19 protein-coding genes are annotated in these 25,325 nt (G+C 37.0%); 10 read left to right on the top strand and 9 right to left on the bottom strand.

All coding sequences use genetic code 11. The features are described from left to right. Positions 1-42: 42 nt before the first annotated feature. From DYQ05_RS03725 to ileS, 5 genes are all read right to left on the bottom strand, one after another. Positions 43-1,212 carry an ABC transporter permease gene (locus DYQ05_RS03725; protein WP_206183866.1) on the bottom strand — a complete coding sequence of 390 codons (1,170 nt, stop codon included), beginning with the start codon at positions 1,210-1,212 and terminating at the stop codon, positions 43-45. Then, a complete protein-coding gene (locus DYQ05_RS03730; RefSeq protein WP_024470006.1) occupies positions 1,199-2,251 on the bottom strand; it encodes an ABC transporter permease in 1,053 nt (350 codons plus the stop codon). Before DYQ05_RS03730 ends, DYQ05_RS03725 begins: the two co-directional genes overlap by 14 nt. Continuing rightward, entirely contained in the window at positions 2,248-3,183 is a 936-nt protein-coding gene (locus tag DYQ05_RS03735; RefSeq protein ID WP_206183867.1) for an ABC transporter ATP-binding protein, read from the bottom strand. Before DYQ05_RS03735 ends, DYQ05_RS03730 begins: the two co-directional genes overlap by 4 nt. Positions 3,184-3,319: 136 nt before the next feature. Beyond that, positions 3,320-4,276, bottom strand: coding sequence for an acyl-CoA thioester hydrolase/BAAT C-terminal domain-containing protein (locus DYQ05_RS03740; protein ID WP_194076294.1), 957 nt, complete (start codon positions 4,274-4,276; stop codon positions 3,320-3,322). 154 nt (positions 4,277-4,430) lie between these two features. Further along, positions 4,431-7,754, bottom strand: coding sequence for an isoleucine--tRNA ligase (gene ileS, locus DYQ05_RS03745; protein WP_206183868.1), 3,324 nt, complete (start codon positions 7,752-7,754; stop codon positions 4,431-4,433). A gap of 280 nt (positions 7,755-8,034) precedes the next feature. On the opposite strand from ileS, the gene DYQ05_RS03750 reads away from it, so the two are divergent. The 4 genes from DYQ05_RS03750 to DYQ05_RS03765 are packed head-to-tail and all read left to right on the top strand — an operon-like array spanning position 8,035 to position 10,989. Then, positions 8,035-9,066, top strand: coding sequence for a M23 family metallopeptidase (locus DYQ05_RS03750; protein WP_024466011.1), 1,032 nt, complete (start codon positions 8,035-8,037; stop codon positions 9,064-9,066). Between the two features lies 1 nt (position 9,067). Next, on the top strand, positions 9,068-9,487 hold the full coding sequence (locus DYQ05_RS03755) for a bactofilin family protein (protein ID WP_024467128.1): 420 nt from the start codon (positions 9,068-9,070) through the stop codon (positions 9,485-9,487). 10 nt (positions 9,488-9,497) lie between these two features. Next, on the top strand, positions 9,498-10,058 hold the full coding sequence (locus DYQ05_RS03760) for a YaaR family protein (RefSeq protein ID WP_024467129.1): 561 nt from the start codon (positions 9,498-9,500) through the stop codon (positions 10,056-10,058). Between the two features lie 16 nt (positions 10,059-10,074). After that, positions 10,075-10,989: a PSP1 domain-containing protein gene (locus DYQ05_RS03765; RefSeq protein ID WP_020964592.1), complete on the top strand. Its 915-nt coding sequence runs from the start codon at positions 10,075-10,077 to the stop codon at positions 10,987-10,989. A gap of 12 nt (positions 10,990-11,001) precedes the next feature. Here the strand turns inward: DYQ05_RS03765 and DYQ05_RS03770 are convergent, their stop codons facing one another. Next, positions 11,002-11,430, bottom strand: coding sequence for a metal-dependent transcriptional regulator (locus DYQ05_RS03770; protein WP_020964593.1), 429 nt, complete (start codon positions 11,428-11,430; stop codon positions 11,002-11,004). A 99-nt stretch (positions 11,431-11,529) separates the two neighbouring features. On the opposite strand from DYQ05_RS03770, the gene DYQ05_RS14455 reads away from it, so the two are divergent. The 5 genes from DYQ05_RS14455 (at position 11,530) to DYQ05_RS03790 (ending at position 16,566) form a co-directional block, all read left to right on the top strand. Next, positions 11,530-11,718: a DUF1007 family protein gene (locus DYQ05_RS14455; protein ID WP_353934588.1), complete on the top strand. Its 189-nt coding sequence runs from the start codon at positions 11,530-11,532 to the stop codon at positions 11,716-11,718. Further along, positions 11,654-12,166, top strand: coding sequence for a DUF1007 family protein (locus DYQ05_RS03775; RefSeq protein ID WP_252723498.1), 513 nt, complete (start codon positions 11,654-11,656; stop codon positions 12,164-12,166). The genes DYQ05_RS14455 and DYQ05_RS03775 overlap by 65 nt, the downstream gene beginning before the upstream one ends. A gap of 12 nt (positions 12,167-12,178) precedes the next feature. Beyond that, complete coding sequence (locus DYQ05_RS03780; RefSeq protein WP_206183869.1) at positions 12,179-13,054, top strand: HoxN/HupN/NixA family nickel/cobalt transporter; 876 nt, start codon at positions 12,179-12,181, stop codon at positions 13,052-13,054. A 132-nt stretch (positions 13,055-13,186) separates the two neighbouring features. Further along, positions 13,187-14,101, top strand: a complete 915-nt coding sequence (locus tag DYQ05_RS03785) for a hypothetical protein (RefSeq protein WP_206183870.1) — start codon at positions 13,187-13,189, stop codon at positions 14,099-14,101. Positions 14,102-14,469: 368 nt separating this feature from the next. Next, positions 14,470-16,566, top strand: coding sequence for a methyl-accepting chemotaxis protein (locus DYQ05_RS03790; RefSeq protein WP_206183871.1), 2,097 nt, complete (start codon positions 14,470-14,472; stop codon positions 16,564-16,566). Between the two features lie 633 nt (positions 16,567-17,199). Here the strand turns inward: DYQ05_RS03790 and nifJ are convergent. The 3 genes from nifJ to DYQ05_RS03805 form a co-directional block, all read right to left on the bottom strand. Then, positions 17,200-20,760 (bottom strand): pyruvate:ferredoxin (flavodoxin) oxidoreductase, encoded by a 3,561-nt coding sequence (nifJ, locus tag DYQ05_RS03795; RefSeq protein ID WP_206183872.1) that lies wholly within the window; start codon positions 20,758-20,760, stop codon positions 17,200-17,202. A 409-nt stretch (positions 20,761-21,169) separates the two neighbouring features. Further along, positions 21,170-22,786 (bottom strand): ATP-binding cassette domain-containing protein, encoded by a 1,617-nt coding sequence (locus tag DYQ05_RS03800; RefSeq protein WP_020964601.1) that lies wholly within the window; start codon positions 22,784-22,786, stop codon positions 21,170-21,172. Next, positions 22,783-24,468, bottom strand: a complete 1,686-nt coding sequence (locus tag DYQ05_RS03805; RefSeq protein WP_029408967.1) for an ATP-binding cassette domain-containing protein — start codon at positions 24,466-24,468, stop codon at positions 22,783-22,785. The genes DYQ05_RS03800 and DYQ05_RS03805 overlap by 4 nt, the downstream gene beginning before the upstream one ends. 582 nt (positions 24,469-25,050) lie before the next feature. Here DYQ05_RS03805 and DYQ05_RS03810 point away from each other — a divergent pair. Then, positions 25,051-25,182, top strand: a complete 132-nt coding sequence (locus DYQ05_RS03810; protein ID WP_080653143.1) for an ATP-binding cassette domain-containing protein — start codon at positions 25,051-25,053, stop codon at positions 25,180-25,182. Positions 25,183-25,325: the final 143 nt, after the last annotated feature.

Genomic DNA, 25,325 nt, shown 5'->3' on the forward strand with positions numbered 1-25,325 from the left:
TCGTTTTACGAAATTACCTTCCCGATTATACCGGTTTTATTTTTAACTGAGTTCTATTTTTCTTTGTGAACGGTTTGCTCTATTAAAAAGTGTCCCTGCGGTGAAGTATATAACTAAAAATAATGTCAGGAAAACTTCATTTTTCCAATCTATTTTAGAAAAACCGTAAACGAATTCATTTGCTTTTATAAAATAATATGTTGGGAACAATTTTGCAATTTTTAAAATTGCAGGGGAAATAAATTCTATAGGCATAAAAACTCCCGAAATAAAAGATAATGCCAAAGGAAGGACTGTTCCTAAAATACCGAGCACCGCGCCTTTTTTTAAAACTGCATTTAACATAAACGCCATACTTAAAATTACCGCTGCATAAATTATACTGTTTAGAATGTATGCAAAAATGGGAATGTCCCGCAAATGCTGTATGTTAAGTAAGACTGCAAAACCTATTATGACCGTTAAAATTAAAAATACCACTGTAAGCTGCGCTGCAAAATTTTCGATTGAAAAGCGTAAACCTGAAACGGGTGATACATCGTTCCGTATTTTTAACGACGGTTTTTTTAACATAAATACCGCCCAGCCGATTGAATTTAATATTATCGAAAATGAAATCCATGCAAAATAATTAAAAAAAGATTTAAACCACGAATTTACTCCGTTTTCCTGTTTTTCCGAAATTTTATTTACGGTTATGCTTTCTTTTAAAGCTATATGTATTTTTTCAAAATCAAATTTTCCTTCCGCTTTTTTTAAGGAATCGGCAAATAATAAAAACTTTTTTATTTGCATATCGATATAAATCGAGTTTGCATTTCTCCCGTCTTTAAGGCTTAAAACACAATTTGTTCCTGATGTTAAATTTTCTTCTAAATTCGGGTTTATAACAATCCCCGCGTCGGCATTGCCTAAAGAAATTTCTTTTTTTATATAGTGTAAAATATTTTCTTTGCTTAGATTTTCATTTTTTTTACTGTCGATTATTTTAACATTATTTTTTGTTTGTAAATATGCAGTTAAATTTTTAGACAACTCCGAATTGTCGTTATCTATAATTATAAGTTTAAGCGGTGTTTCTTTAAACTCTTTAATTCCTCTATCGGATTTTTTTAAAAACATAAAGCTCGTTATCAGAAAAATTGCAGTATAAATTATTATCATACTTTTTTTTGACCAAATAAGGCGCAAAAAATTTTTATAAACTGTCATATTGAACCTTCCTTGAATTTATAAAAACCGCAATTAAAAGAACGGCAGTTAAACTTAAAAAGATAATAATAATTGTACCGAGTAAATTATAATCCTGTAAAATATTCACATTGTAAAGATTGTCGGTTAAAAGACCTATCGGATTTATTTTATTTATCAAAGGAAGGGCTTTATCAAGAGCCGTTTTTACACTCGGGCTCATCATACCCGATAAAAATGCAAGAAATAAAGATGAAAAAACACAAAACATACTCTTTGTGTTTTCATCTCCTAAAGGCAATGAGCCGACAGCCGTTCCGTAAGTAACGCCTAAAACATTTGCAAGTATAAGAAGCGTTAACGTAGTCTTTATATCCGTAATAAACGGAATTTTCAAAATATATAAAACAAAGCAAATGTATAAAATATTTGAGAGAAGGTTAAAAATAACATAAAAAATAATTCCTGAAATATAAGAAGCAAATCTATTCATAGGTGTTGCGGAAATCCTTGCTCCTAATTTGGAAATATTTGCCTGCATAGTGAGAGGAATTGAACTTGCACCGAACATTCCGTAAAACGAAACCATTGCTAAAAGAGAATAAAATAAAATCATTATGGAGTTGTTTTTTTCGTTTATATCGGTTATATAAGTTTTTCCGTAATCGAAGGGGTTTATCGGCACCCCCAAACTTTGCGTTTGTTTTATCTGTTCCATAAAACCTTTAACAATAGATTGATTAATTCCGTTTTTGGAAACGCGCAGAGAAAAATCATTTTGCACAAAGGCGTCTATTTCCTTATTTTGCAAAGCAGCGTCCGCATTTTGTTCTTCGGTATCTATGATGTTAAACATTTGTATAAAAACTAATGTTTGTTTGTAGGGATTGTCTTTTTCGATACCGAGGTTTATTTTATTTTGAGAAAAATTTAGCAGTGAAGAAAATGCTGCAAAATAAAGTGTTGATAAAAGAATGGGATACAGTATACTCCAAAACATACCTTCTTTTGAACGCAGCGTTAAATAAGAATTATATTTTAATAAGCGTAAAAACATCATTGGTCTCTAAGCTCCTTTCCCGTAAGTTCAAGGAAGGTATCGTTCAAGGTAGGGCGTTCAGAATAAAGTTTTATATACTTTAAATTTTCCGAATTTATAAACGAAATGAAAGCATTTAAATTGTTTGAAGAATTTTCAAAATAAAGTAAATACTCGTTCGTTTTTTTTGTAACTTCCAAAATATGCGGAACCGTTTTTAATCTTTCTTCCAAGTTAAGAGGGGGCTCTATAAATTCTACAATAATTTTTTCGCTTGTTTTTCCCATTTTTTGCAGTTCTTCCAAGGTACCGTTTGCAACGGTTTTGCCGTTATCCATTATAACTATTCTGTCGCAAAGTTCTTCGGCTTCTTCAAGATAGTGTGTTGTGTATACTATTGTGTTTCCCTGTTTTGCAAGTTCTTTAATTCCGGATAAAATAAAATTACGGCTTTGAGCGTCGACTGCAACCGTCGGCTCGTCCATAAAAATAAGCTCCGGTTTATGGGCAATTCCGCAGGCAATATTAAGACGGCGTAAAAGTCCTCCCGAAAGTTTTTTTGCTCTGTAGTTTGAATAATTGGTTAAACCGACAAATTCTATAGCTTCGTTTACAAGTTTTTTTCTTTTTACGGAGTTGTTTATATAAAGTCCGCAAAAATAATCTATATTTTCCCGTACCGTAAAATCATAAAATAAAGAAACTTCCTGCGGTACAAGACCTATGCGTTTTTTTATATGCAAGGCGTTTTGCGTCATAGGTTCTTCAAAAATTTTAATTTCACCTGAATCGAATTTTAATAGCGAAAGGATACAATTTATTGCCGTTGTTTTCCCGCAACCGTTGGGGCCTAATAGACCTAAGACTTCTCCTTTTTTAACTTCAAAGTTAAAATTATCGAGCGCAGTTTTTTCTTTATAGCGTTTAACTAAATCGGTTACGGTTAAAATCATTTTAAAGCTCCTTAATATTTAATAATATTACATAATTTATATTGGTTTGTCAATTATAAAAATTTAAACCGTTTTTATTCCCGTTCAATTTTTGTATAATTGGAGCTTCTTTTTTTTGTTATATAATTTGAGATTTTTATTTATGTTGTTTATTTAAAAATTCAATTAAAATCCTTGAGCTTTCAACTGCGGCCGTTTTGTTTGCTTCGGGTGTTCCGCCTAGCTTAATTCCTCCTGAAACAGGGGCTGCTCCGAAGGCATGCCCCGCTTTTTCAAAAATATGCAGTTCGGTTTTTTTGGGGTTTTGCTTTTTTAAAATTTGCGCCATAGTATCCGATTGCCATAAGGCGTCATCTCCGCCCGCAAAAATTAAGGCATTCCCTTTAAGATTTGATAAATTGATAGAAGCTTCTTTTAAAATTTCCGGAGGAGTTAATTCTACGGCGGCCTCGTACATATCCCGCAAAACTATAGCGTTATTTTCATAACGCATTTTTTCGTAAGCCTTTTGCGAAAAGGTAATAAAGGGAAGAGGCGTTTTTTTCCAAGACCATGAAGATTTTTGAGAAGAATAATCCAAACCTTGGAATACAAAACTTGAAGGAGCAAATAAAATTACGTTGTCGATTCGGGAATAATATGAGCTAAGAATCGCGGCAAGTTCGGCTCCTTTTGAGCCTCCGAGAAGCGTAATGGGTTCTATAGATTTGCATTTCTTTTCGGCATAATTTAAAACTTCCGAAAAAAATTCTAAAGGTACTTCCGAAATGGAAACGGGTTGGTTTTCTTTTCCGAAATAATAAACTGCTAAAACTTCATATCCTTTATTTGCAATATCGGCGGCATAATATTCTCCTGCACTTCCTTCGGAGCCTCCGAATGTTATTACAAGCCCCTTATGTTTAATTTCATCTGGAATGTAATGAAACCCGTTTACCGAACCGCTTATTGCAAAAGTTTGAACATTATTATTTACTTTGGAGTCGTAAATTTTTTCCGTCTTAAATTTCGCACACGACACTGAAAGTAAAATTAAAGTAAGAGATGAAAAAAAACTTGCCGTTATTTTTCGTAAAACCAATAAATTATTCATAAATATGAGAGTATATATTTTTATAAAAAAGCTCAAGAGGGTGAATTTGTAAGTTCTTTTGTATACGGTGTTTTGTAAGATGGGATTTGTATTTTTAAACGAATGGAGAAGTCTTTAGACTTCTCCATTTAAATAAGGTTGTTGTTATTTGTTTTTAACCTTGAGCCTTTTCCAAAGCAACTTGCCATAATAAGCCGCCCGATTCCAATTCAGCGGAGGCTTTACCTTCGGGTAATACGGTAACGCTTTCCGCTTCTACCGCTAAGGTTTCCGCCATAAGATAGGTTTTATTTGCTTCAAACGCTTTGCGTAAAAGTTGTTTACCGTCCGAATCCGTACCCGCTACATAAAGTTTGATACGGTCGGTTACGGCAAGCCCTGATTCTTTACGCAGGTTTTGTACTCCCCGCACAAGGTCGCGGATATAACCTTCAAGTAAAAGTTCTTCGGTAATTTCAGTATTTAAGGCAACTGTTAGGGTTCCCTCGTTAAGTACTTTTAAATTTTCTTTTTCTACCCTGTTTACAATAATTTTTTCCGCCGTTAAATCTACCGTTTGCCCGTCAATATCAAGACTTAATACCGCTCCTTCCAAAAGACTTTCGATTTCGGAAGAAGAAAGTTTTTCAATTTGGGCTGCTGCGGCTTTCATTTTTTGACCGAGCTCTTTTCCCAACACTTTAAAATTGGCTTTTGCCTTATATTCTACAAGTTCGTCTTCTTTATCGTGGAAAATAATTTCTTTTATATTAAGCTCTTCTATTATGCTTTCTTCCATTTCAAGCAATACGGATTTTTCTTGAGGATTTTTAGTAACTATTTCCAAGGCTTTAAGCGGTTGCCGTATTTTTAAATTGAACTGATAGCGCAGAGCTCGCCCCATCGATACGCATTTTTGTACGGTCTTCATTTTAAATTCCAAATCGTTATCCCGCACTTTGTCGTTATATTCCGGATAATCCGCAAGGTGAATTGAAACCGTATCGTTTTCGGTACGTAAATTTTGCCAGATTGCTTCGGTAATAAACGGAATAACCGGTGCCGCAACAAGGGAGAATTTTTTTAGTGCTCGATAAAGGGTTTCATATCCTTGAGTTTTATCGGTGTCGTTTTCACTTTTCCAAAAACGGCGGCGCGAACGGCGGATATACCAATTATTGAGTAAATCTATGTATTCAATCATAGGCGGTACGGCCTGCGATAAATCGTAATTATCCAATGCGGTACTGACATCGGCAATAAGTTTTTCCGTTACGGATAAAATCCATCGGTCAAGGGGATTATTTAGACCGGATAAAAACTTTTCCGTACCGTCTTCTCTTCCGTCCGCTTTCGCTCTTTCAGGCGGAGTAATTCCGTCTATGTTCGCATAAGTAACGTAAAAACTGTAACTGTTCCAAAACGGAATTAAAATACCTTTAAGAACGTCGCGAACTCCTTCATCGGAATATTTTAAATCATCGGCTTTGACTACATTTGAATTCATTAAGAATAAACGTAAGGCGTCTGCACCGAATTGACTTATTACCTTATTCGGGTCTGTGTAGTTGCGCAGCGATTTTGACATTTTTTTTCCGTCTTCGGCAAGAACAAGCCCGTTTACTATGCAGTTTTTAAAAGCCGGTTTATCGAACAGGGCTGCGGCTAAAACGGTAAGGGTATAAAACCAGCCTCGAGTTTGGTCCAAACCTTCCGAAATAAAATCTGCCGGAAAATTTTTTTCGAAAATTTCTTTATTTTCAAAAGGATAATGCTGTTGGGCATAAGGCATTGAGCCTGATTCAAACCAGCAATCCAAGACTTCAGGTACCCGTCTCATAGTACCTGAGCATTTTTTACACGGAATTGTAATTTTATCCACAAAGTGCTTGTGCAAATCTTCGGGATAAATACCTGAAAGTTCTTTTAATTCTTCGCGGCTTCCTACGCAAATAGTTTCTCCGCAGTCGGGGCATTTCCAAATCGGAATCGGGTTTCCCCAATAGCGGTTGCGGCTTATTGCCCAATCGCGGGCTCCTTCAAGCCATTTGCCGAATCGTCCGGATTTAATATGTTCGGGCTGCCAAGTTATTTCGGAATTGGCGGAAAGCATTTTATTTTTTATTTTTTCTACGGAAACAAACCAGCTTGCAACCGCTCTGTAAATTAAAGGGCTGTCGCATCGCCAACAATGAGGATAAGAGTGTAGAATTTGCTCTCTTTTAAAAAGTTTTTCTTCGGTTTTAAGACGTTCTATAATTGCTTTATCCGCGTCTTTTACAAAAAGGCCTTTATAATCCGGTACTTCATTTGTGAATTTACATTCGGCATCTACCGGACAAACAGTAGGCACTCCCGTATTTTTAAAGATACGGTTATCATCTTCTCCGAAACCCGGAGCCGTGTGAACAATTCCCGTTCCGTCTTCGGTTGTAACAAAGTCTCCTATCAGAACTCTAAACGCGCCCTGCCCCGCTTCGGTATTTTTTCCGTCTTCGCCGGCTGCAAGATTTTTAAAATAAGGAAAAAGAGGTTCGTATCTTAAACCTTCAAGCTCCGAGCCTTTTTTCGTCCATATCTGTTTATATTCGCCGGCAGTTTTTCCGCAAGAGCACATTTCTTTTTGTTTTGTGTTTTCAGTTTGTTTTGCAAAATATGCCTCTAAGCGGGGAACGGCCATTATATAGTAATCCCCTTCATACTCAATTAAGGCATATTCTATGTCGGCGCCTACTGCAAGTCCCAAATTACTGGGCAGTGTCCACGGTGTGGTAGTCCATGCTAAAAGGTAAGTGTTTTCAGGTAAAGCATTTTCTCCGGTAAAAGTTTTTCCCGCTTGAGAATTTGTTACCGGGCTTAAAACCTTAAAGCGTACTGTAATTGCCGGGTCGTGAACATCTTTATAACCGCCTAAATTAAGCTCGTGGTTTGAAAGCACCGTAGAACATCGGGGACAATAAGGCAGAATATAATAGCCTTCATATAAAAGCCCTTTTTCCCAAAGAGATTTCATAACATACCAGATAGATTCCATATATTCCGGATTCATAGTCTTATAATCGTTTTCAAAATCTACCCAACGGCCCAATCTGGTTATCGTTTCCTTCCATTCTTTTACATAGCGCAAAACGCTTGCACGACATGCTTCGTTAAATTTATCTATACCGTATTTTTCTATATCGGTTTTGGAATTAAGGCCGAGTTCTTTTTCTATCAGATTTTCAACCGGAAGACCGTGACAGTCCCACCCGAAGCGGCGTTCTACGCGGAAACCCTTCATAGTTTTATAACGCGGAATAATGTCTTTTATTGTTCCCGGAACGAAATGTCCGAAATGCGGAAGTCCCGTTGCAAAAGGCGGGCCGTCAAAAAAAACATAATCCGAATTGTTGCTTCGCGCTTCTACCGATTTTTTAAAAATATTATTTTTTTCCCAAAATTTTAAAACTTCTTCTTCCTGTTTTGCAAAATCGGTTTTAGGGTCTACGGGTTTATACATCAATATCTCCAAAATAAAAAAAGATTCTATAAGTGATTATTATAGGAAAATTTAAGGAAATGTGCAAGGCGGATAATTATTTTAAATTGTCGGTAATAAACGGTTATTTTCAGGGCTGTTTTAATAAATAAACCGCATAATAATAGAGATTTTAAGTAAAAAGAAGCTAAAAATTCAATAAAATCGACTAAAATTCCGATAACTTATTTGACATATCTTTTTTATAATGGTATAATACATTGATAAAATAAAGTGTATTGTTATACAAAGGGGTTTTAAAGTGCCTAGAACACGAACATATAAACGTGCCGAAAATAATTTGGTAAGAGCTTTCGGCGAACTTTTTAAACAATGCTGGACAGGTTTTTCCGATGCCGTATTAAAATTTATCGGCGGCGGAAGAAAAAAGCTCACGATAATGGTAGTTCCTCACTCGCAGAAAAAAGTAATTAATTTTCAGACAAGTATTTTTTCCATTGTTTTTACGACAGTTCTTTTTATAGGAGTGATAGCTTCCTTTTTTTGGTTTACCGCCGAGTCTATAGCCGCTGCGGGAAAACTTTCCGCTTTAAAAGAAGAAACACGAAAAACTCAAGCCAGTCTTAATATCTTAAAAGAAGAATCGAATTCTTTGCTTAAAAATGCCAAGAATTTTCAATCCGCATTATCTTCAACTCTTTCTTCGCTCGGACTTCAGTCTATAATGGAAACTGCGAGTGAAGCCGATGAAAGCAGCGACCTTTCACGTTTGTTTAATGTAAAAGAGCAAGCGGAAGGCTCCGTAAAAGAAGCTGCCGAATTGCAAAAACTTTCTTCATACTTGCAGGATTCAGTTCAGCCCGTACAGGAATTGGGAAAATTAATGAGTACTCAAGCAGCTCTCTTTTCGGATATTCCGAGTCTTTGGCCTATCAGGGGCGGTATAGGGCATATTTCTATGGCGTTCGGGCAAAACCGCCACCCGTTTACAGGTCAATGGTACATACATACGGGTATAGACCTTTCTACCGGAAGAAAGGGAGACCCCATTATGGCAACTGCCGACGGACAGATTATTACAGTTGCTTCGGATTCCGGTTGGGGAAATTATATTCTTATTAAGCATAAGCATGGATTTTATACAAGGTATGCACACTTGGATTCATTTAGAGTTACCGTGGGAGAGCAGGTTCAAAAAGGACAGGTTATAGGTTATATCGGAAATACGGGGATTTCTACAGGGCCTCACCTTCATTATGAAGTTCATATAGGCTCCGATGTAGTTGACCCTATGAAATATTTGAATATTAAGCGTACCGGAAGAAATAAATAATATGGCGGGTTTTGTAGACGATGTTTCGGTAAATACGATTATAGGGCCGGGAAGTTTTATAAACGGCAGTTTGCGTGTACCCGGTTTTTTGCGTATTGACGGAGATATTGACGGAGATATTGATACTCCGGGGCGGGTAATAATAGCCGAACATGCCAGAGTACGAGGGAATATACATGCTTCTTCAATAAGCATAGGCGGAATGGTTCAAGGCGATGTAATTGCTCCTAATGGAGTAGTGATTTTGTCTACGGGGCTGGTTTTAGGTTCAATTTTAACAAAAAAAATCCGAGTTGATGAAGACGTTTTTTTGCACGGCTTTTGCTTTGCGGTTAATAATCAGGCCGAATTTGACAGGGTCGAAAAGGAATATAAAAACAAACAGGGGCTTGCAGCATCTGCGCTTCTTAATTCACGGTGAGGCTTAGAGAATGGGTAGCACTATAGATACCGCAAACTATGTTTCCGCATTAAATACTGCTGCGCCTCTTTTAACAAAAGAAACAAAATTATCAAAAAATCAAAATAAAAAACTTGAAGAGACAAGTAAACGCAAACCTAAAAGTTTTTTGAATACAATTTTGGATTCCGCACAAAAAGATTCTTTGGAAACCGATTATGAAGCGCGTCTTAAAGGCTTAAGTTCCGGAGAGCGTAAAGCGGCAATAGATGATATTTTGGCGGATTTGCAGGATAAAGTTTATTCCAGCGGGTCTAATTTAGCGGATAATATAAATACGGATACAATAAGCGAATATAAAAAGGCTGTTAAAACTTTTGTTAATTTTGCCGTTAAGCATTCGCTTGACGTTAAATCGATAATTTCCGGCGGGCTTAATCCCATAAAGCAAAGAAATTATACAATAGTAAAAATCATTGATGAAAAAGTGGAAAGACTTACAAAAGAACTTTTATTTAATCAACTTGAAAAACTCCAAATTTTGGAAAAACTGGACGAAATAAAAGGTCTTTTAATTAACTTGACTATGTAAATTTTGAGAGGAAATTATGACTTATAATGAAGATGAAAATATAGAAGATATAGCGGCTCTTGAAGATTCCGATGTGCCGCCTTTACGTAAAGCGGCTCACCCTGAAGATTTTCCTTCACCTTTGTATCAGCTTAAATTGGAATATTCTCAAGAAACCGTTTATGCGGTACTTCCTGCAGGGCTTGTTGTAAAACCGGGTGAATATGTACTTACTCCGACCCGTTACGGAAACGATATTGCCAAGTTTTGCGGTCAAGTAAAATGTCCTATAAACAGTTCTCCTGATGAGGTTGTTACGGTAATACGCAAGACGACCGCCGAAGACCTTTTTTTGCTTGAAGAAAATAAAAATAAAGAAAAAGAAGCGGGTGTAGTTTTTAAAGAAAAAGTTGCTTTAAATAACTTGGATATGAAATTTATAGGCTGCCATTTTTTATTCGATGAATCTAAGGTGTTATTTTTCTTCAGTGCGGATAACCGTATAGATTTTAGGAAACTTGTTAAAGATTTGGTTTCGGTGTTTAAGGTTAGAGTGGAATTAAGGCAAATCGGTGTCCGTGATGAATCTCGAATTATAGGAGGCTTGGGCTGTTGCGGCAGACCTTATTGCTGCCACGGCGTTACGGATAAGCTTAATCCCGTTTCGATTAAAATGGCGAAAGAACAAAACCTTTCTCTTAATTCCACTAAAATTTCGGGACAGTGCGGCAGACTGTTATGTTGTCTTGCTTATGAACATGAATGGTATTCCGATGTCCGTAAAGCAATGCCGCCTGAAGGTATAAAATTCGGTTACGACGGTACGACATTTAAGATAACGGAATTAAATCCGATAACTCAAATGGTATCGCTTTTAGGAGAAGACGGACGTATTTTGAGTATCCCGTCAAAGCGTATAAAAAACGTCGGCGGGAAGTGGCAAATACGCTGAATTTTTGTGTGCCTATTTTTCTTCCGCAGAACAGTCGGAAATACCGAGTTCTTTAAGATAGGCATAAAGCTTTTCGGCCGTTTTTTTGCTTATGGCATGCTCCATTTCGCAAGCGTCCATATCGGCAGTGTCGTAATCGACTTTTAAAACGTTAACCAAAAAAGAGCGTAAGGCATTATGGCGTGTTCTAACCTCTTTTGCAATTGTTTTGCCTTTTTTGGTAAGCGTAATTGTGCCGTAAGGTTCTTGTTCAATGTAGCCGTCTTCTTTTAGACCTACAAGCGATTTGTTTACACTTGCCCGTGATACGTTTAAAGCGCGGGCAACATCAACGGAGCGCACATGACCGTCATCTTGCTTTTTAGATAAATCATAGATACGCTCTAAGTAATCTTCTTTCGAGGAAGTAATGGTTCCTGCAATATGAGTTCGTTTGTTCATGTTTATATTATACACTATTTTCTTTGACAAAACAAGAACTTTTATGTATCATATTGTAAGAATATTTTGTTTTAATATTTGTAACTTGGTGTTTAAATTATGAAAAAATATTTTATTGCTGCAATTTTCGGTTTACTTTTCTCAACCGTATATGCCCACCCGCATATGTTTTTTACAAGCCGTGTGGAATTTATATTTTCCGGAGAAAAACTGCAAGGGGCATATGTTACATGGACCTTCGACAGGTTTTTTAGTTGCCGACATTATAGACGGGTACGATTTAAATAAGGACGGAGTATTTAATGCCGCGGAAACAAGCGAAGTTTATAATAACGCTTTTATTTATACTCAAAATTACTATTTCTTTATTTTTATGCGGCAGGGAAACGTGAGAACTTCACCTGAACATATTCTTAAATCCAAATTTTCTTTATGGCAAAAAAACGGAATAGTAAGTTACAGGTTTTATGTCGATTTAACGGCATTTAAAGGACGGGAGTTATATTTTGCATGTTATGACTATACTTTTTTTTGCGATATAACTTATCCCGAAAAGCTTGCGGTAAACTTTATTTGCGATAAAACAAAACTGAATCCCGTATATTCGATTGTGGAAAACAAAAATTATCCCGTGTATTATAATCCTACGGGTCCTATAGACGATACAACCGTTTATTATAAATGGGCTCCGGGTCTTCAAACATATTACCCCCGAGAAATTCACATAAAATTTTAAAAAGGGGTATTTATGCAAATTAATTTGAAAAAATACTGTATTTTTATTTTAATTCTTATTTACCTTTTGCCTGTAAGTGCAAACCCCTTTACGGGAACAAAAGATTCGCCAACACCCGTTTATCAGGGAAAACCTTCAGAATCCGTTTTAAAGGGGCAGCGTATTTTAAATCAAAAACTAGGTGACTATATTGCCTTGTGGAAGGAACATAAAAACTTTTCGGTTTTAATTTCCATATTGGGACTTTCATTTTTGTACGGAATAATTCATGCGGCAGGTCCCGGGCACCGTAAAACGGTTGTTTTTTCTTTTTATCTTACACGTAAGGCGTCTTCCATAGAGCCGTTGCTGACGGGGCTTACGCTTGCTGCCGTTCACGGCGGAACGGCCGGCATTATTATGCTGATTTTTAGCGGAGTTTCGGGAGCAATTTCGGCGGCGACCAACGATACCGCAATCTATATGGAAGGGTTTTCGTTTTTTGTTTTGATTATTTTATCATTTTACGGTATAATTGACGGAATTTTAGACCTTAAATCTAAAAAGAGCGGAGAATATAAACCGCTTAAGCTCGGAGCAGTTATTATAAGCGGAATGTATCCTTGTCCGGCTGCAATGTTTATTCTGGTATTATCGGTAAGCCTAAAAGTGCCGGGATTGGGTTTTTTAGCGGTTGCCGCCCTTTCGTTCGGTATGAGTATTCCGATAATCGCCGCGGCATATCTTGCATGGGCGGGAAGAACGGGGCTTTTTTACAAACTTAAAAATAAAGAAAAAACGGTTGCCGTTGCGGGAGCCGTCTTGCAAATTTCAGCCTACATATACCTTTTTATTTTTTCGGTACAAACCGCTATGCCGTTTATAATGGGGCTTTTAAAACAAAGTTAAGGCGGTTTACAAATTATAATAGGTGTGATAGACTTACTTGCACAAATGGAGTTTTTCCGTTTATACTTCGAGATTGCTTTTCGGCAAATACGCATATTGTATGTGCTTGAAAATATTTTTATGGGAGCTGATATGAATATAAAAAGAAATCTGTTTACGGTTTCGGCATTTTTTTTAACCGCACTTTTTACAGCATGTGCTACCGGCCAAAATGTATGGAAAAGCGATGTACATAATATCGAAAAAGACATCGTCTCTTCCAAAAAAGACGGGGTAATAATTTTTACCGTTTCCGATACCAACGAAGCGAGTAAAAAGCTGCTTGATGAGGTTTTTACCGAAGACTTTTTTTCAAAGGCGGGAAAACAATTCGTTTTTTATAATGTAAACATCGTAAAAGATGAAGCTTTAATGTCTAAAAAGGAATTGGAAAAAAACTATATTTTATTTTCCGATTACAATGTTCTTGAAGTTCCGCATATTTGTATGTTTAACAAAGACGGAGACGTCTACTGCTCGGAGCTTATTCCGTCTGAAATAAATAACTCAAACGATTTGATTAAATTTTTAAATGCCCGCCGGCCTAAAGGTGAATCGGTTTCGAATTTACGCGGCAAAATAGATAAAAGCGAAGGCATGGAAAAAATTAAAGCAATAGAGGAATTTTTTAATTCCGTATATTTTGTAGATTCCATAAAATATGTTCCTTTTTTTGAAGAAGGAATAAAAAGCGACCCTGAAAATAAAAGCGGGCTTACGGGTAAATTCCTTTTGGCAAAAAAACAACTTGTTATAGATGACCTTCTTTTGCAAAAAAAATACGGAGAAGCGATTGATGAGTTTAAAGAAACCTTGGGTACGAATATTTTAACCCCTGAAGAAGCTCAAGGGGTTTGGTGCAACATAGCTTATATCGCGGCTCTTTCGAAAAAATATCCGAAAACCGAAATCCTGAGTTTTCTTGAAAACGCCTTAAAATCGGCGCCTTCGGGAAGCAGGGCAGTCGATATAAAACAGGATATAGAATACTTAAAACGGCTTAACTGAGACCTGAAACGGTATTTTATTACGGATAAAATATTTTAAAAAAATGCTCCGTTTTAACCTGCATAAAATCCTCTTGTCCGGTTTGAGAAAAAGCATTATATTTTCCTATAAGATGGGCTCTCTTTAGGGGTACGGCTGTTCGAGCCTCTCAAATAGGACGTATCGAATGTCTCGACTAAGGCGTATTGAGCCTCTCGAACGGCTTTAAGTACAAGTTAGGCTGAGATTTTAAGATTTTAAAGCGGCTTAAATAAAAATTATAATCCGTAATTTAATCTTTATAAATTCATAATATGTTTTAAGCTGAATATGTAAAAACTCTTCGGCTTAAAAAAAATCATCTTAAAGACTTTTTAACAGGAGATACAATGAAACATAGATTTTCAATTAAATTAAAACTGCTCGTAATATTCGGTTTGTTGGCTTCAATTTCGGTTTTTGTTCTCGGATTTTTGGCAATACGGATTGCAGGAAAGGCCGTAACCGAAAAAATTGAAGCTCATTTAATAGACAAGGCAATCGATACCGCTCAAGTGGTTGACGGAAGAGTAAACGCCTTTTTTCAATTTTTGGAAGGCGTTGCCCGCACTCCTATTTTACAGGAAGGCGGGTCTTACGAAGAAAAGTCGCTTTATTTAAAAAAGGAAGCGGCATTTAACGATAAAATAAGAACTCTGGGTATAGCGGACCTTGCGGGTAATTTATACAAGGACGGTGCAAGAGCTACCGATGCAAGCGAAGAGTTATGGCATATACATTCAAAGCAGGGTAAAAATTTTATAGGCGAGCCTATCGTTTCAAAAGTAGACGGAGCTCTTATTATAATATTAAGCGTTCCGATTTACGGAGAAAATAAAAATATTATAGGTATATTAAACGCTACCGTTGACGGGCTTATCCTCTCGCATGATATTCAGGATATTGTTGTAGGTAAGACTGGTTATTGCTATATTTTGGGAAAAACCGGTATAGATATAGCCGATAAAGAGGAAAATATAGCTTGGGTAAAAGAACAAAGAAGTTCTGCGGAAGAAGCAAAGAAAAACGGCGAATATGAGTCATTGGCGGCATTTGATAAAAAGGCTTTGATTTCGGAACATTCCGATGTGGATTTCTTTTGGTTTGAAAAAGTTTATTTTATAGCTTCTTTTGCAAAGATAAAAAGTACGGATTGGACTGCCGTTATTATGGCTCCCGTAGGGGAATTTATGGGAACGGTAGAAACTTTGAAGCGTTCGATGTTTTTTATAGGTATTAGTATTTTAATTTCAGCCCTTGTTGTAGTTTTTTTAATAGCCCACGCGCTTGTAAAGCCCATATCAAAGGTAGTTGCGGCATTAAAAGATATTTCTCAGGGCGAAGGCGATTTAACGGTACGGCTCCCCATTCACGGTAATGACGAAATTACGGACCTTTCCCGATACTTTAACCAAACTATCGAAAAAATAGGGGCTGCCATTAAATCAGTAGGAGGTAATGCTAAAACTATGCAGAGCATAGGGGAAGAGCTTTCCTCCAACATGACCGAAACTGCAAGTTCTATAAATCAAATCGGTAATAATATAGAGGGCGTTAAGGAACAGGTTATGACACAGGCGGCAAGCGTTACGGAAACAGCCGCTACGGTAGAGCAGATTATCCGCACCATAAAACATCTTAATAACAGTATTGAAACGCAAGCCGCTTCGGTAGCTCAATCTTCCGCTTCCGTTGAGCAGATGGTTGCCAATATAGGTTCCATTACTCAAACCTTGGGGAAAAGCGACGGCGTTATTAAAGAGCTTGCGGCAGCTACCGCAGACGGTAAAGAAACTCTCAGTTCTTCAAATGTTATTACTCAAAAAATTGCGGAAGAATCGGGTTCCCTTATGGAAGCCAGCTCCGTTATTCAGCACATAGCAAGTCAAACAAATCTTTTGGCTATGAACGCCGCAATAGAAGCTGCCCATGCGGGAGATGCGGGAAAGGGTTTTGCGGTTGTGGCGGACGAAATCAGAAAGCTTGCAGAAGAATCTTCAGCTCAAGGAAAGAGTATCACATCTACGCTTAAAACATTATCGGGAGAAATTGAAATTCTTTCGGAAGCTTCAAAAACGGTAGAAGAAAAATTTAATGCAATTTTTTCGTTGGCGGAAAATGTCAAAGAGATGAGTAACCGCATTATGGAAGCCATGCATGAGCAGGAAAACGGAAGCAGGGAAGTGTTAAGTGCAATACGCAATATAAATGAGGTAACGGTGGAAGTAAAGGCGGGCTCCGAAGAGATGCTTAAAGGCGGTGAAGGCGTTGCCGATGAGATGAATAAGCTTGACGGGTTAACACGCACTATAACGGACAGTATGAACGAAATGGCTTCGGGGGCAATACAGATAAACAATGCGGTACAGGAAGTAAACGAAATTACTCAAAAGAATAAGATGAGTATCGAAGCCTTAGCTCAAGAAGTCGGCAAATTTAGAGTGTAGTTCTTTTAAATACGGGCCGGTTATCTTAGGTGTTGATTGATTACGGCAATATAAAATCCCTGCATGCCTTATGCTGAATTTTTTAAGGTATGCGGGGTAAGTTTTGCCGTTTTTTATTGTATTACGGAACGGCGGGGGAAACTTTAAGACATTGCCGAATTCTTATCGCTATATCTATTCATTTGCCTTAAATTCAAAAACTTTATCTTATAAGCCAAATGTTTTTTTACGGTGTGTAATAAAAAGAATAATCGAATCCGCAAAATGAGCCTTTAATTTTTCGATAGCCTCTTTTTTCCCGTATTTTGTCAAGACCGGAAAGGGCTTCATATAAAATAATAATTTCAGGTTTTTCTTTAAGCTCAAAAAGACGGAGCGGCACGAGAAAAAAGCTCTAATCGTATAAAATACCTCTTTTGTTTATTTTTTCTCGTGTCTTGTATCTTTTCTCCTGTTTTTAAAAATCATGGAACCGTTGCAACAATCCGAAGAGCGGGTAATCTCATTAAAGTACCGGCCTAAACTATTGCCGAACAGGGGGCTTAGGGGCGTAGCCCCTAAGCGGGTTTTTCGAAGAAGGCGGAGGGAAGAAAACTTTTATCCTGAAAAAAATATCTTCCCTCTCCATAACTCTTAGAAAGGTCTATCGGCCAAGTATTTATATTCTTGCCATCGCCTCTTTGCTCTTGCAACAGCCTTATCCAAGAGCATTTGTGCACGGGCCGGGTCCGCATTCTTTAAGGTTTTAAAGCGTACTTCTTTATAAATAAAGTCCGCAATATTAAAGTCCGGTTCCTTGCTGTCAAGTTGGAACGGATTTTTACCCTGTTCTGCAAGACGCGGGTCAAAGCGGTATAAGGGCCAAAGTCCGCAGGTTACTACTTCTTTTTGGTTTGTCATACCGTTTGTCATATTGATTCCGTGGTTAATACAATGGCTGTATGCAATGATGATTGAAGGTCCGTCATAGCTTTCGGCTTCGCGGAAAGCCTTAATAACCTGACTCATATTTGCTCCCATTGAAATATGGGCAACATATACATAGCCGTAACTCATAGCCATCATACCGAGGTCTTTTTTACCTATTTCCTTACCGGAAGCCGCAAATTTTGCAACGGCTCCGATGGGGGTTGCCTTCGACATTTGTCCGCCCGTATTGGAGTAAACTTCCGTGTCCATAACAAGAACATTGATGTTTTTTCCTGAAGCGAGTACATGGTCAAGACCGCCGTAACCTATATCATAAGCCCAGCCGTCGCCGCCCAAAATCCAAATGGAGCGCTTAATAAAGTGGTCGGTTAAAGAATTAAGCTCTTTTACAAGCTCGTCATTCGATTTGGCCAATTCTTTTTTAAGTTCCGCAACATAGCTTCTTTGGTCTTCAATAGCGTTATCGTCTTCTTGAGTATTTGCCAAAATCTTATCGATTATGTTTGCGGCAATGCCTTTTTCTTTTACCTTAACGGCAACTTCGCGTGCATACACTGCGAGCTTATCGCTTGTAAGCCTCATACCGTAACCGAATTCGGCCGCATCTTCAAACAGGGAGTTGGACCATGCAGGACCTCTTCCGTCGGCACGTTTTGCATAAGGTGTTGTAGGTAAGTTTCCTCCGTAAATTGAAGAACAGCCCGTTGCATTTGCAATAACGGTTCTGTCTCCGAATAATTGCGAAAGAAGTCTTACATACGGAGTTTCGCCGCAGCCCGCACAGGCACCGGAGAATTCGAAAAGCGGTTTTCTCATACAAATTCCCTTAGGCGTGCTTAAATTAAGATTCTTTGTATCCGGGTCCGGAATAGTATTAAAGAAGAAATCCCAATTTTCAACCTCCGCTTTTCGGTTTTCTACGAAGTTTTCCATATTGATTGCTTTAATTTCGGGATTTTCTTTCGACTTTGCAGGACACTGCTTAACGCAAAGTCCGCAGCCCGTACAATCTTCAGGTGAAACCTGAATGGTAAAGTGCGAATTTTCGAATTCCTTGCCCTTATATGCGCAAGATTTAAATGAGGCGGGAGCGGTTTTAAGAAGAGAAGAATCGTAAGCCTTCATTCTTATTGCAGCGTGTGGACAAACCATTGTACACTGACCGCATTGAATACAAATTTCGCTTTTCCAAATCGGAATATTCTCCGCAATACCGCGTTTTTCGTATTGAGTGGTTGCGGTCGGGAACGTTCCGTCTTCGGGGAGCTCGCTTACTCTTAACTCATCACCTTTTTGAACGGCAATTTTTCCGAGAACTTTTTGAACGAATTCGGGGGCATTGCTTGTAATTGCAGGGTGCATTTTAAGAGTGCTTGAAACGGTTTTCGGATAATTAACTTCTTCAACTCCGGCAAGGGCCATATCGATTGTCGTAATATTTTTTTGAACGATTTCAGGTCCTTTTTTGCCGTAAGATTTTTCGATAAATTTTTTAATCAATCCTACCGCTTCCGCTTCGGGCAAGATACCGAAAATCTTAAAGAAGGCGGTTTGCATAACAACATTTATGCGGGTACCCATTCCGGCTTTTTCCGCAATTTTGATAGCGTCGATTACATAAAATTTAGCCTGTTTGTCTATAATTTGCTTTTGAACTTCCGCAGGAATTTTATCCCAAATTTCATCTTTTCCGTAAGGAGCGTTTAAAAGAAAGGTTCCTCCGGTTTTTAAAGTGCTCAGCATATCATAAGTTTCAATATAACTGAATTTATGGCAGGCAACGAAGTCGGCATTGGTAATTAAATAAGGCTTTCGGATTGCGTGTTTTCCGAAGCGCAAGTGTGAAATTGTAAAGCCTCCGGATTTTTTACTGTCGTAAGCAAAATAGGCTTGAGCCTTATTATCCGTAGCTTCACCGATAATTTTTATCGAGTTTTTATTTGCACCTACGGTACCGTCCGACCCCAAACCGAAGAACATAGCTTGGTGCATATCTTTATCTTCAAGTTTAAATGACGGGTCGTATTTTATGCTGGTGTTTGTAACATCGTCTTCAATACCTACGGAGAAATTATTTTTCTTTTCGCCTGTCAGATTATCGAATATACCCTTAACCATTGCAGGGGTGAATTCCTTTGAGCCCAATCCGAAACGTCCGCCGAGAATTACGGGGTAATTTGTAAACGGACATTTTTTTGCAGCTTGCATTTCGCCGATGGCGGTGCGTACGTCTTCATAAAGGGGTTCCCCGAGGGCTCCAGCTTCTTTACAGCGGTCAAGAACGGCAATTCCCTTAACCGTTGCAGGAATTGCTTTTACAAAATGCTCCGCACTGAAGGGGCGGTAAAGTCTTACCTTTAAGACACCGAATTTTCCGCCTTTGGAATTAAGTTCATCAACGGTTTCTTCCACGGTTTCCGCACCGGAACCCATAAGAATTATAATATTTTCCGCGTCGGCGGCTCCGTGATAATCAAATAAATGATATTGTCTTCCCGTTAATTTTGCATACTTATCCATTGTTTTTTTAACAATTTCCGGTGTTGCAAGGTAGTATTTGTTTACTGCTTCGCGTCCCTGAAAGTAAATATCCGGGTTTTGAGCTGTTCCTCTAAGTTCGGGGTTTTCAGGTGTAAGACCTCTTTTTCTGTGTGCGCGTACAAGCTCATCGCTTATCATTTCGCGCATTATGTCGTAAGAAACCTCTTCAATTTTTTGAATTTCATGGCTTGTTCTGAAACCGTCAAAAAAGTGAAGAAACGGAACGCGAGATTCCAAAGTTGCGGCATGCGAAATAACGGCTAAATCCATAACTTCCTGTACGGAATTGGAAGCCAGCATTGCCCAGCCCGTTTGGCGGCAAGCCATAACGTCTTGATGGTCTCCGAAAATTGAAAGAGCGCTGCAAGCTACGGCTCTGGCTGCAATGTGAAAAACGGTGCTGGTTAATTCACCTGCAATTTTGTACATATTCGGAATCATCAAGAGAAGCCCCTGTGATGCGGTAAATGTAGAAGATAAGGCACCCGTCGTCAAAGCGCCATGCACTGCACCCGCAGCACCCGCTTCCGATTGTAACTCTACAACATCGGGAACAGTTCCCCAAATGTTTTCTCTGCCGCGTGCCGAATACTCATCGGCTACTTCTCCCATAGGACTTGACGGCGTAATCGGGTAGATGGCAATAACCTCGCTTAAAGCGTGGGCAACATGACCTGCGGCTGTATTACCGTCGATCATGACAAGTTTTTTTTCTAGGCTCATAAAAACCGTCCTTATATAAAAGTATTAGGATTATTTAAATCAATTATATTTGTAGAAAAAATGTGTGAAACGCATACTGCAGACTATAACGGAAATAAACAGTCCCGACTGTAAGAATATCATAAATTTTATATTTTTTCAAGACTTGGTTTTCGATTTTATTGTAAATATAAATTTTATTTTATAAATAAAATTTTAATCTTTCGGCTGTAAAAAGAATAGAAGAATTTACCGCCGACCGGTAATACAAGCTGAAACACGAAGGAGCTGTTTATTTATAAAGAGTATAGTTAGTCCTTGTCAAATAGGACGAAATTTCAAAATTCCCCCTATTTGTTTGTAGGTTCAAATAGGGGGGGTATTTAAATTATGATGGGCAAGTTAAAAACTGTAAATTCCAAAAATATATTTACTTTGCCGCTTTTATTCTTTCCGCTATGCCGTCTTTGCCGATTTCCTTAAGACTTCCGTCCTGTCTTGCAACGAATAAAATTTTTTTAAAGCGTTTTGCAGTTGAAATATTATTTGTAACAGCAGCGATTGCGGATTTTTTAACAAAAATTAAATTAAGCATTAAGTCTTCTATTTCCGTATTGACATTACGGGAAAATTCGTCTAAAAGCAAGACGGGACAATCGGAGGTCAAAAGCAATATTCTCGCTAAAGCAATTCTGCTGCGCTCCCCGTCCGATACGGTTAAGTTGTTCATATCCATAACAGTATCCAAGCCGTCAGGCAATGTATCTACAAAATGTGCCAATTTAAGCACATTCAGCATTTGCATTATGTCAGCATCGGGAACGGACTTGTCGAATACAAGATTATCGCGTAAGGAGATATTAAAAATATGCGGATGACTCCAAAGACAAGGAATTGTATTTGCACCTAAGGTTTTCAAATTATATGTAAGCGATCCTGAAAACTCCGCTTCGTTCATTGTAAGGAGGCGTAATAAACTTGTTTTTCCGGAACCGTTTTGTCCTACAACGGCAATTTGCTCGCCCTCATGGAGTGTAAAATCGATATTGTTTAATATAGGTTTGCCGTTTTTAAGCAGCGAAATATTTTTTGCATTAATCAAAGCTGCATCGTTATGAATGTTTTTCTTTGTATTATTTTCACATTCTTCAATATACTTAAAATATTTTTCCGCTATGGGAACCGAGCGTCTTATTTGCCTTGCCGCTAAAAAAACACTTGACATATTTTGATTAACCGACGAAATAATAAAGATTATGTATAAAAGATTTACTAAATTTACGCCGGGCAATGCAAAAACACAAAACAGGCTTATTATAATAGGAATAAAGTAATTTTGTCCTTCAAAAAAAATGCTTTTTACAGCTTCCATCATTTTAATTTTATTTTCAATTTTGAGAAGCTTTTCATCTTTTTGTAAAATAGATTTTTTACACTCCGATTTAACCGAGTTATTTAATGTTAAAAAAATTGATTGAAAGGTCGTTTTAATAATACCGCCGTAGCTTATGCTTTCATCGTCAAGTAAACCGTATGTTTCGTTTATTCGTTTATCCAAATAAGTAACTACGATATTAGTCGATATAATTATTGTTAATAAAATAACGGGAAGAAATAAGGATATGGAGAATAAAAAGCCGTTAAGAATAATAACATTAAAACAAGAAGCCAGAAAGCGAAAACAAAAAGGAATAAGAATGTTAATATCTTGAGTATAGGACATTATATAAAAACCTTCTTCTTCCAATTTACGGTTACTGTTTACCAAGCTGTGATGAAAGGAGTTTTTCATCATAGGCGGTAATGCGCAATAAGTAATGGAATTATTTAATATCAGTTCATAAACGGTTTGTAGTATAGTATATACGATAACGGATATTGACATAGCTAAAAGAGATGCAAAAGAAAGATGATTCAATATTCTGTTAAGGCCTTCTTTTCCTAAAACAAGAAATATAGAATTGCACGCATTTAGAACAAGTAAAAAAATAATAGGTAAAGTCAAACCCTTATAGAATTTTTTATATAAAGTATAAACGGTTTTCACAGCACAGCTCCTTTTTGTATATCGGTATACATTGAATCGTAAAAGTCTTTTATAGGCGGGTTCGTTAAAGCATATTTTGCTTTTATATCGACGTGAATATTTCCGGATTTAAAATAAAGCACCCGCTCGAAGTATTGCACATGTTCTTTTTTATGAGAAATCATAATTACGGTACTATCCGTCGACATGAGATATTTCAAAAAACATTCCTCAACTGCGACATCCAGAGAACTGAAAGTTTCATCAAGAAAAAATATATGGGGCTTTTTAATAAGCTCCCTTAAAAGCGAAACCGTAACGACTTCCCCGTCGGATAAGGTATCGGGATCAAGCTGTTTGTCAAGGTCATATAAAAACGGAATAAATTCCGCAACACCTACAGCATGAATAAAAGACTTTAAGGAGTCATCGCTTATTATTTCAGAAACATTTAAAAGAAGGTTGTATCTCAATGTGCCGGGTAAAACCAATCCTTTTAAATCAAGGAAAGAAGTATTTTGCAAAAAAGTTTTATTATCGAATTCTCTTACTTCCATACTGCCGTAGTTTACTTGCCCGCTTTGTTGATAGTCTATACCCATAAGACAGTTTAAAAATACCGATTTCCCCGAGCCGGAATCTCCTATAATTAAAACTTTTTCACACTTTTTAATACTTACATTGATGTCATTAAGAAGATATTGATTGCGTAAGTTTACGAATAATGAATTAACATTGATATCATCATGAATAAATAAAGAATTTCCTCTTTCGGTTTCTTTGCTTTGTAAAACCTCTTCAATGGGTTCAATCATTGTCTTTAAATTTTTGACATGTTCAAATATAGAAATCGCACTCAACGGATTAGGCAATAAAATAAAAAGCATATAAAAAGGCATTATCGCATTACCTACGCTCTTATCTTTAAAAAGAAATAAGGCAATTAGAAGCGACATAAGAGGCAGTACTTTTTGAATAATAAGCTCTAAATTCTTACGCGTTATCGCCAAACCTTCCTTTTTTTTAAAACAATCTTTACAAAGTTTATCCATTTTTGAAAAAATACGTTGCTCAAAATATTTATGCGAGTTTACGGAACGAATATCCAATCGTCCTGAAACGGAGTCTCCAAGATCCTTGTATAATGAGGGGGCCAATTTTATGCGCAGCTTATCTATGCTTCGAACACGGCGTAAAAATAATCTGTCTACTAAAAAGAAGATAATCAATAAACCGAGGGATAATACCGACAGCATTGCACTTACATAAAAAAGTTTTATAAAAATCAAAACGCAAATTACGGCGTTAAAAGAAATCGTATATATTTTTAAAACGTCGTTTATAAAAAATGCGGGATAACTTTGTAACGAGTCTAAAACTTGCGCATAGTTTACATCATAATAGTACGAAAACGGAAGGCTTAAATATTTTTCTACCATATCCTTTTTTATCTGCAATTTTCTGCACCCGAACCGGATAACGGCAAAGCGCGCAAGTATATTTATAAGCAAAAGAGTAATGATTACGACAAGAGTTTCTACGAGAGGTTTTACGCGGATTGTTTTAAGGTTTAATAAATTTTCTTGAAATTCAAATAAGCGCGTGGAATATAAATCTAAAAGAATATATTGAGCTCCGAGTAAAACAAGAAAAACAAAAAACATGTAAAAAGAAAAAACTTTTAACTTTGACTTATTTGACATAAAAACCTCCTTATAAAATAAACAACCGCAAGATTTTTTTTAAATCGAGGATTGTTTATTTTTCGCATTTTTGCAAGCAAAGCTGAAAAATGCATACAATATGCAAGTTTGCAAAGTAACCTCGGCAGCATTTTTAGACAATGCCATCTGCATTGGAAATTTTCCATTCTCCAAATCACAATTTGTTTATATCTATATATTTAACATTATACCGTTTTTAAGACATTTTATCTATAGTTATAACCGTACTAACGGAATAATAGTGTTACAAAAAATAAGTCAATGTGGAAAGTATAAATAATGCGGGTAACAAAAATAATACCGCGCGGATCGGATTTTGCGTTAACAAAACTCAATCCGTGCAGCGATAAAATAAGGTCATTTTTGTACCTCAAAAAAATTACAAAATTGATTTATGCGGGCAAATACCTCTTATAATCTTACATTTAAATGTATATAATATAAATTAAAGAAGTATTTAAGTTGAAATTGGAAAAACGAAATTGTTGATTTTACTAATGGAATTATTGCTTCAAATGTAAGTTTTATATATCCGAGAGCCAATAAGCTGTCGTACACGGCATAAATCTTACAATAAAGCAGGGCGAAACAATTGAAATTGTAGCGGAGAACGGTTCAGGAAAATCTACATTGGTAAGGTTTATTGCCGGTTTATATACGCCCTGTTCCGGTACTGTTGAATTCGGCGTATAAAACACCGCGGAACATACGACCCGATAGTATTTTTAAAAACGTATCCGGTACATTTTAGAACTTTCGAGAGTATAAAATTACTCTTGAAGAAAATGCAGCAATCAGCCGTACCGAAATTCCGCCCGATAAATAAAAATCTATAA

Origin of the sequence: Treponema pedis (assembly GCF_017161325.1) — a bacterium.
Taxonomy (GTDB): Bacteria; Spirochaetota; Spirochaetia; order Treponematales; family Treponemataceae; genus Treponema_B; species Treponema_B pedis.